This is a genomic window from Alteromonas sp. ABH4_456 (assembly GCF_056160645.1).
Map to the genome: position 1 here is coordinate 1 of NZ_JBSWXO010000024.1, position 7,984 is coordinate 7,984.

Genomic DNA, 7,984 nt, shown 5'->3' on the forward strand with positions numbered 1-7,984 from the left:
GAGTACGGCGGTTTATGGAGACCGCATCACCATTCCCCGGCAATGCCCACGGAATGGCAAAGGTGTAGCAGACATAGGATCAGTTATTTAGCTGGCTGAGCAGCTCTATGCTGCCCAGGATATACTCAAACACATTGTGGTCATTGGATATAATTTGCTCAACATTTAACTTTGCGATAACAAGCTGAAGCGACAGATAAATAAAGAAAACAGTGTAATTCCCCCAACAACCGACCAAATGGTAAAAGTGTTGGCAAAACCAATTGTAGCAGCAATTGAGATAGCGCCCGATGAGGCTGCCATTTCACCTATATCTCTAGCACTTTGTACGACAGTCATATCTGTACCACTTTGCTTCCCGTAAGACGCAAATTGCGCACCCATGGTCATTACGCAAACCGACATGCCTCCGGTTGCAATAGCACCGAATGCGACGGCAGCATAGACCCACTGCTTATCGAGCTCAATATAACCTGAAATTAGTACTACCCAAGTTAAAGCACCAACGACCGCGGCTCCAACACTAATGATAGCGAGTGGTCGGATACCAAATCGGCGAATCAATAACGACACGAGCCCACAACCTATAAAAATAGTCACTGCACCGCTATACATCGAGAGTTGACCGATTGCGATAGCAGTCCAGTCTTGAGATGCTAAATAAAGTTTTCCTAAGGAGAAACCGCCCACCGCAAGGATTGCTGAAATTACCGCTAATACCACAATCGCTACAGCGCCTTTGCGAACGAAAAAGTCGGCTAAACACGCAGACGCAGATGTTTTTTTAGCGGTTTCGCTATGTCGAGATAAACTCTCTAGCGGCTGCGTCTTCGGCATGAACAGCGAAAGTAGCATAGCCAAGAGGGGAAGCATGGTTAATGATAAAAGCCCCATAGTAGTGCCTACTTTGCTTACGATCATTAACGCTAAACCGCCACCAATAAAAAAACCAACTAGTGTGCAGGACACCTGCACCGCATTCGCAATTGACAAAAGTGAGCGGTCAAAATTTTCTGCCAAGTATCCATCGGTGGCAATATCCTGAGTCGCCGCAGCCATAGAAATTAGCAAGAACAAGGCAACCAATGCACCTAAATTACTTTCATTAATTTTCAATAAGGAGACAATCGCTAGCAGTATGGTAATGCTAAGTTGCATTGATAAAATCCAGCTTCTGCGTTTGCCCAATTTATGATACCAATGATTATCGATAAAAGGCGCCCATAGAAACTTTATTACCCAGGGTAACCCAATGATAGGCAACCAACTGAGTAGTTGCAGATCCGCGCCTTGGATTTTCAGATAGGTCGGTAAAAAATCCATCGCTAACCCTAATGGTAGTCCCTGACATATATACAACAAGCCAATAGTAACCAAGCTCGTGCATGCGCGAAAATCCCAGTGTTTAAATTTCATAAATGTTTGCTCTACGAAGAGGTGTTTATATAACGATTGTTCAAACTCTAGCGACGTCGGCCCCAGAGCAGTAAACCGCTGACGATAGAAAATAAAATGGCGAAACCAACAAACAGATATAGCCATGCCGTTACTGCACTACCCCAGATACCAATATGAATTGCCTTTATCGCAACCATGATTTTCCAAAATAATGAAGGAGGATCAGCTGCTAGGCGCTTTCCAGTGCTGGCATCAAAAGTAAACGCTATTGATTTGTTCCACCAGTGAGCTTCTCGATCGAGAAGCATCACGGTGGCAATTTTCGGCTCTGTGCGGGAGATCATGATGCCTTGTAGAATATTGGGTGATGGACGCTCCAGCAATGTTTCTACAATTGCTTCAAGGTTAACCGCAGATACTGTTTGATGGGACTGTTGAACATCGGTCGACGGGTTATCATAAGGCAACTGACTGGCAATTTTATAAATTATCAAAAGCATACCGCTAGCGCAGCTGATCAGCAGCAACCCAGAGAACACAAGCGATAAACTGCGATGCCAGTAACGCAAAGATGTGAATCGTGGCTTAGTAAAAATAACAGCAAACAGTTTGGATTGGGTAAGCAAGCCACTGATCACTTGCATTAAGATAAAGAAACCCGTCAACAGTACAAAATAAGGGCCGTAACGTCCAACAAACAAGGTATTGTGTACGTTCAGCCACCATTGATGAAAGTGCCAGTCAGAACTCTCTTTTTTCACATTGCCGGTGTCAGGATCGACCCAGAAGATCGAGCTATCGGTAAATTGAACACGCCAATCGTCAGCCAGCCTAGAGCCCGGAAGGATCATAGTGATTGATGTCTCAGAGTGCGCAGCAGTCAGCCGCTCAATAGCTTTCACTGTGGAGGGCAAAACAAGCTGTTGTTCTAGTGCCGTCAACTGCTGTTGCGATGTTATTGGTGCCGATGCCACTAATACTAAGCCAGTAGTAACCAGACCAATAAAAGGTAATAGCGACACTAACCCGATCCAACGATGAAATTTCATCCAGGTTCGTTTTTTCATGGCGATTCCTGCTCACTGCTAACAGGCCGTCGTTCGGTACCTTGTGTGGGTGTTAAGAACAATAATGTTGTAGGTTTAATCAAATTAAGCCGGTGCCATTCGCCTTTTGGTACGATACAACCCTGTCCACCATAAAGTATTTCAGAGCTCCCCTGTGATATCGCAGGGGTTATTTTAATCTCTCCAGATATCACATAAAGAAACTCGTCGCCGCTTGTATGCCGTTCCCATAAATCAGGATGCAACATTTTATCTTCGGTTATTGTCAGTACGCTTAATACATAACCATCGGTGTTTTTTACTACACCGCGCCATTTTTCATTGTCGATGTCTACCACAGATAGCACCTTATCTTTCGATAAGGTTAAAAAAGTTGATGGGTTTCTTAATAACTTCATGATTAAACCTAGTACTGTGCGCGCAACGTAAGCTGAATATTTCTGGGCTCGCCATACCAGTTATTCCAGCCTATACTGCCAAGTCTCGCATAATAGGTTTTGTCAAAGAGGTTGTTTACATTGAATGATAATTCCCACTGTTCGTTAAATGTGTAGTGCAGGTCCATATCAAAAACAGCGTATCCTCCTTGGCTTAGACGTGTGCCGCTGCTTTCTACGTACTGTGAGCTCTGAATGTTAACGCCAGCGCCGACACTGAGGGCTTGACTAAAATATGAGGGGGTAAAAGATGTCCATATTTTGAGCATGTGGCGGGGCGTAAAACTCGCATAAGGTTGCCCTTCACTTTCTGTCGCATCGCCAGCAGCATTGCGATCCCGCACATATTCAGTATCAACCCATGTGTAGCCTAGTTGAAGTTTAAGGTTATCGGTTAATGACCCTGACACTTCTATATCAAGCCCTTCGCTTTCTACGGCTCCATTAGCGATATACACACAATCAGAGCCACCAGCACAGGGAACGTTGGGATCGATTTGAGCACGATCTTCTTGCTCAATCTTAAACAGTGAAAGCGCGCTGTATAGATTCCCTTGATAAAACGATCCTTTCATGCCAGCTTCATAGTTATAGCCGGTCATCGGGTCAAGGATTTCTCCGGCAGCATCACGATAGCTTTGAGGATTGAAAATGGCGGTATAACTGGAATAAGCAGATACCTGGTCATTGATCTCGTAAACGATGCCCCCATACGGAGTGAATTCGGCATTAATGTCATAGTCGCCAAGCGGTGACAACGGTCCGCCGACACTGGCTCTACGATTAACGTCGGTGTCCCACCAGCTTAATCGACCACCTAAAATAAGCGTTAAATCAAAGCCTAATGAAGTGCGATTAGCAAAATAACCACCATATTGGCGCGTATTGGTAACCTGTTCTCCGGTTTGGTTTTTCGCGGTAGGGGCTGCTATTGCCGAGGCGTGATATTGATAGATATTCGTATCACCGCTAATGCCCTCTAGTACATAAGAGATTTGCCCTTCATCCGCATCCCAATAATTGATACCGGCAACTAAGTGATTTGAGATTCCGAGTAATTCATACTCTCCTGTAATGTATGCATCTAAATCAGTCTCTTTATTATCGAAATCATAAGCACCATTGATGAGCATTGCACCATCACCTGTGGGTTTGTCAATGCCACCAAATAAGCTCGCATAGGATAGATCACTATCGCCGTCAATACGCGACACCGAGATTTTTCCGTACCAGCTATCATTAAAATAGTGTTTCAGCTCGACAAAGTACTGAGCATTTTCCCAGTTTCTTTCTGACCAACGAGTACCGGTATTGGCTGATCGGCTTAGCGCAACTGAAGTACCGTCTTTATTGCGCGGTAACCCGCCAATCATCACCCCGGAGTCCTTGGTATCCTGATACTTGGCAGTTAATGCCAATACAGTATTGGGTAGGATATTCCACTCTGTCGTGCCATAAAACAGCGCTTTATTTCGATCCCCTCCATCATAAAAGTAGTTTTTATTCTCATAAACACTTATAGCCCGAGCTCGCAATGCGTCATCCTTATTTAATCCCCCGCCAACGTCTGCCACCACTCGATAATTACTGTCGCTGCCGGCAACGACCTCGCCTTTGACTAATAGCGATTCGGTAGGACGTTTTCTGACTAAATTAATTGTACCTGCCGGATCGCCTACGCCTTGCAACAAACCAGATGCCCCACGCAGCAGTTCTACACGTCCATAAATAGCCATGTCTTCTGTGTTAATGGCTTCATTCCAACCGGAGGTTGGAATGCCGTCAAAGCTCATAGAGCTAATCGCAAAACCTCTTGAATAGTAGGCGGTGCGTAATTGAACACCGGGTTGAGTAGTAATACCGGTAGCCTTCAACATAACATCATCAAGCGTAACTAAGCGCTGAGCATTCATCCTGTTTTCGTCGAGAATGGTAATACTTTGAGGAATTTCCGAAATTTTGGCTGGAATTTTTAATCCTATATCAGTCCCAGGTTCTGAACTTGCGGTAATAACAATACGCTCGATATCTTGGATATTATTTGTGTCAGCTTCTTTGGCATGTACTGCATTGCTGATAGCATAAATCACCCACGTCATAGCAAATAGGGGCTGTTTGTGAACGTATGAAAGTTCCAACACGAATATCTTACTCCTTTTTTATTTAAGTCGTTGTTGCGACTCGACAGTGCTCATTGCTATGAGCGCAGTTGACGACAAACCCAACGAAGCCATTTAAGATTGATTCTTATTCGCGGTTGAGCTTATCGTTATATCAGGAAAGAAGTTTTAGAAATTCGGCTTTTTGTTTTAGATTTACAGGCTAATAACGCAGGGTACTGGGAGCGGAGCCAAAATACTGCTGAAACAGAGTTGAGAAGTGAGCTAAGCTATAACCGATCGATAGGGCAGCATTGGAGACGTCGACGCCATCAATGACAATGAGCTCCCATGCCTTTTCCATCTTTAAGCGACGAACATAGTCTGCGGCTGAACAGTCGTATAGTAAGTGAAATAAATGGTTAAGCTTACGTATATTAAAGCCCGAGAGACTCGCTAATTGCTGTGTTGAATACTGGCAGGATAAATCGCTGCTTACACGGGCAACCAGCGCTTTTACGCGTTCAATTTCCTTCGGAGGTGCTGCCATCCCACATCGATGTTCGGTGGACATACGTTGAGCAACTAACCCTGCGAGTTCAAGGCTCTTCGCTTGTTTAAACAGTTGGTTGGCGCCTGTTTTATATGGACATGAGAGTATTTGACTGATGATAGCGGCCATTCTTGCGTCTAAACCAATATCAGTGTGCTTAAATTGCTGTTGCTCGGAAAACCATGGGGCAGAAGAGGCAATACTTTGTTTCACGAAGTCGTGATGCAGATCAATTGTCACATATTCAATTGAGGCATGTTGAAAAAAATCGTGCTCAAGTTGCCAGTGAGTCTGACTAGACAAGCAATAACATTTTCCAGAGACAATATTTAGCTTGTGTTGTTCATTTACGACTAAATCAAACTCTCCGCTTTTGATAAACGCCAGTTTCACACCGGCTGATAATCGTTCTACTTCAGTGTGACGATTGCTGGCATTTATAGTACCTGCACTATGAGAAAAAGGAAGTATTGGAAACTGTGAGGAATTCATTAGTACCGCATTAAATAGAAATAATAATTATTATCATTGCAAAATGGGGAGCGATCAACACCGAATTAAAGGTGCTTTAGTATCGCTACAAAAGAAGCTATTTATAATACAAAGGCGCTGCCTTTCAGGGTATCTATCCACAGCTAAATAGGATATGTTAATAAGTATTGACATGAACTAAAAATATCCATATAAAACAGGTAGATATTATTAGTCATCCATATATACTCGAAGTAGGCGCAATATTTTTTCTTTGCAAATGAGTGATTATGGCTAAGCAGCTAAATAACTGTTCTTAAGTGTAGAGCACCCCATAGGGGAACTCACTGGATAAGCTGGCTACAACGTCCGTAACTTTCTTGCCCCCATAGGTACGAGGATCGAAGTCTGGCTTAGCCCGTTTCAGAAAACTACCAGCAGGACCAGCGTTAACCCATCCATCTTCATTCTGATAGAGCTCCCACGCTTTAAGGAATGCCGGAATCAGCTCTTCAGCACCGTTAGAAGAACTTACAGGTGATGGGCCTGCCACTACTTTCTCTGGTTTAGCATCTTGAGCTGAATCCAGGTTCTCAGTAAAGACGAAATCATCGCAAGCATTCCTAAACGAAACTGGTGTTTTCTTCTCTCCCACACCAAATACAAATTTCTCGGATTCTCTTAGTCTGGATGCCAGTTTAGTAAAATCGCTGTCACTACTGACCAGAGCAAAATCGTCGATTCGGTCAGAATAAAGTAAATCCATGGCATCAATTATCATCGATGCATCAGTAGCGTTTTTCCCAGTGGTATAGGCGAATTGTTGAATAGGTTGTATCGCCAGTTCGTTAAATGGTTTCTTCCAGTTTTTAAGCGTTTCAGCTGACCAGTCACCATACGCACGTTTGATGAGTACGTGACCATGGGCCGATATTTCATCCAGAATTGCTGAAAGCCTCGCTATCTGTGCATTATCAGCATCAATAAGTACTGCTATTTTCTTGTGTCCATCAAGATCTTTCATCCTATATCCTTATTGGTAGTCTCCGTATATCTACAGCTTGGAAACGAAGAACAGCCAAGGAACTGTTCTCCAGCATACTTTCCACGTTTGGCGGTTCTGGTTACCAGAACTGAACCACACTTAGGGCAAAGCTTAGCAGATGGCTCAGTAACAAATTGACTGGAAGACTGTACGTCTTTAATAAGCACACACAGCTGTTTACCATCGATGAGTGATATAGGTTTTCCGCTAGCGAATGCTTTAGCATCTTCAGTGAAATGACCAGAACAGATAATGATGACTTCATCAGCGTTGCTGTCAGTCAGAACACCAAACATCTCACGAATAATACTCACACCGACTTTCTGACTTTTCCATTGTTTACACTGAACAAGTATATATTTGCCATCCCGACGCAGTTCCAGATCGATACCGCCATCAGCACCATAGGTGCCTTCGATAACTTGATATCCTTTGCGCCGATAAGCTTCAGCGACCATTTCTTCAAAGTCTCTCCAGTGAAGACTTCTTACTGATTCAATATTCTTTTGAGCGTCTAACAATGCAGACTTACGTCTGGCATTCAAAAATGCAAAAAACGAGATGATTAACAGGCCGATAGCAAAGAAAGGCGCTGGCACCGCCAAAGCTCTGACAAACATCTCAATCAGATGATTTTCTAACGAAATATTGGGAAGTACATATTTTGATGTGGCAAATATGAGAGCGGCTAAACAAGCCGAAATCCACCATGGGGCGTTAAGTAGTGTATTAACAAATGCCTGATTTTTCCGTGGCATAAACAAGTCTATCCTGTACCAGATATCATCTCATTCTAGTCATTATCTTAGTGGGGTTTTGTTTTTTCCCCCTCTTTTTTTTTTTCCCCCCCCCCCCCCCCCCCCCCCCCCCCCCCCCTCCCCCCCCCCCCCCCCCCACCCTTCTTCCTTCTTCCA

The 7,984-nt window shown here is 43.9% G+C and carries 7 protein-coding genes; all 7 read right to left on the bottom strand.

Translation table 11 applies throughout. The features are described 5' to 3' along the window. Positions 1–165: 165 nt before the first annotated feature. Entirely contained in the window at positions 166–1,542 is a 1,377-nt protein-coding gene (locus ACXAG2_RS20545; protein WP_474870131.1) for an MFS transporter, read from the bottom strand. Next, on the bottom strand, positions 1,464–2,465 hold the full coding sequence (locus tag ACXAG2_RS20550; protein WP_474870134.1) for a PepSY-associated TM helix domain-containing protein: 1,002 nt from the start codon (positions 2,463–2,465) through the stop codon (positions 1,464–1,466). The genes ACXAG2_RS20545 and ACXAG2_RS20550 overlap by 79 nt, the downstream gene beginning before the upstream one ends. Continuing rightward, positions 2,462–2,863: a cupin domain-containing protein gene (locus ACXAG2_RS20555; protein WP_474870137.1), complete on the bottom strand. Its 402-nt coding sequence runs from the start codon at positions 2,861–2,863 to the stop codon at positions 2,462–2,464. The genes ACXAG2_RS20550 and ACXAG2_RS20555 overlap by 4 nt, the downstream gene beginning before the upstream one ends. An 8-nt stretch (positions 2,864–2,871) precedes the next feature. Next, positions 2,872–5,043, bottom strand: coding sequence for a TonB-dependent siderophore receptor (locus ACXAG2_RS20560; protein ID WP_474870140.1), 2,172 nt, complete (start codon positions 5,041–5,043; stop codon positions 2,872–2,874). 181 nt (positions 5,044–5,224) lie between these two features. Then, on the bottom strand, positions 5,225–6,046 hold the full coding sequence (locus ACXAG2_RS20565; protein ID WP_474870143.1) for a helix-turn-helix domain-containing protein: 822 nt from the start codon (positions 6,044–6,046) through the stop codon (positions 5,225–5,227). Between the two features lie 295 nt (positions 6,047–6,341). Further along, positions 6,342–7,049 (bottom strand): NYN domain-containing protein, encoded by a 708-nt coding sequence (locus ACXAG2_RS20570; RefSeq protein WP_474870146.1) that lies wholly within the window; start codon positions 7,047–7,049, stop codon positions 6,342–6,344. Then, on the bottom strand, positions 7,046–7,828 hold the full coding sequence (locus ACXAG2_RS20575; RefSeq protein WP_474870149.1) for a restriction endonuclease: 783 nt from the start codon (positions 7,826–7,828) through the stop codon (positions 7,046–7,048). The genes ACXAG2_RS20570 and ACXAG2_RS20575 overlap by 4 nt, the downstream gene beginning before the upstream one ends. Positions 7,829–7,984: the final 156 nt, after the last annotated feature.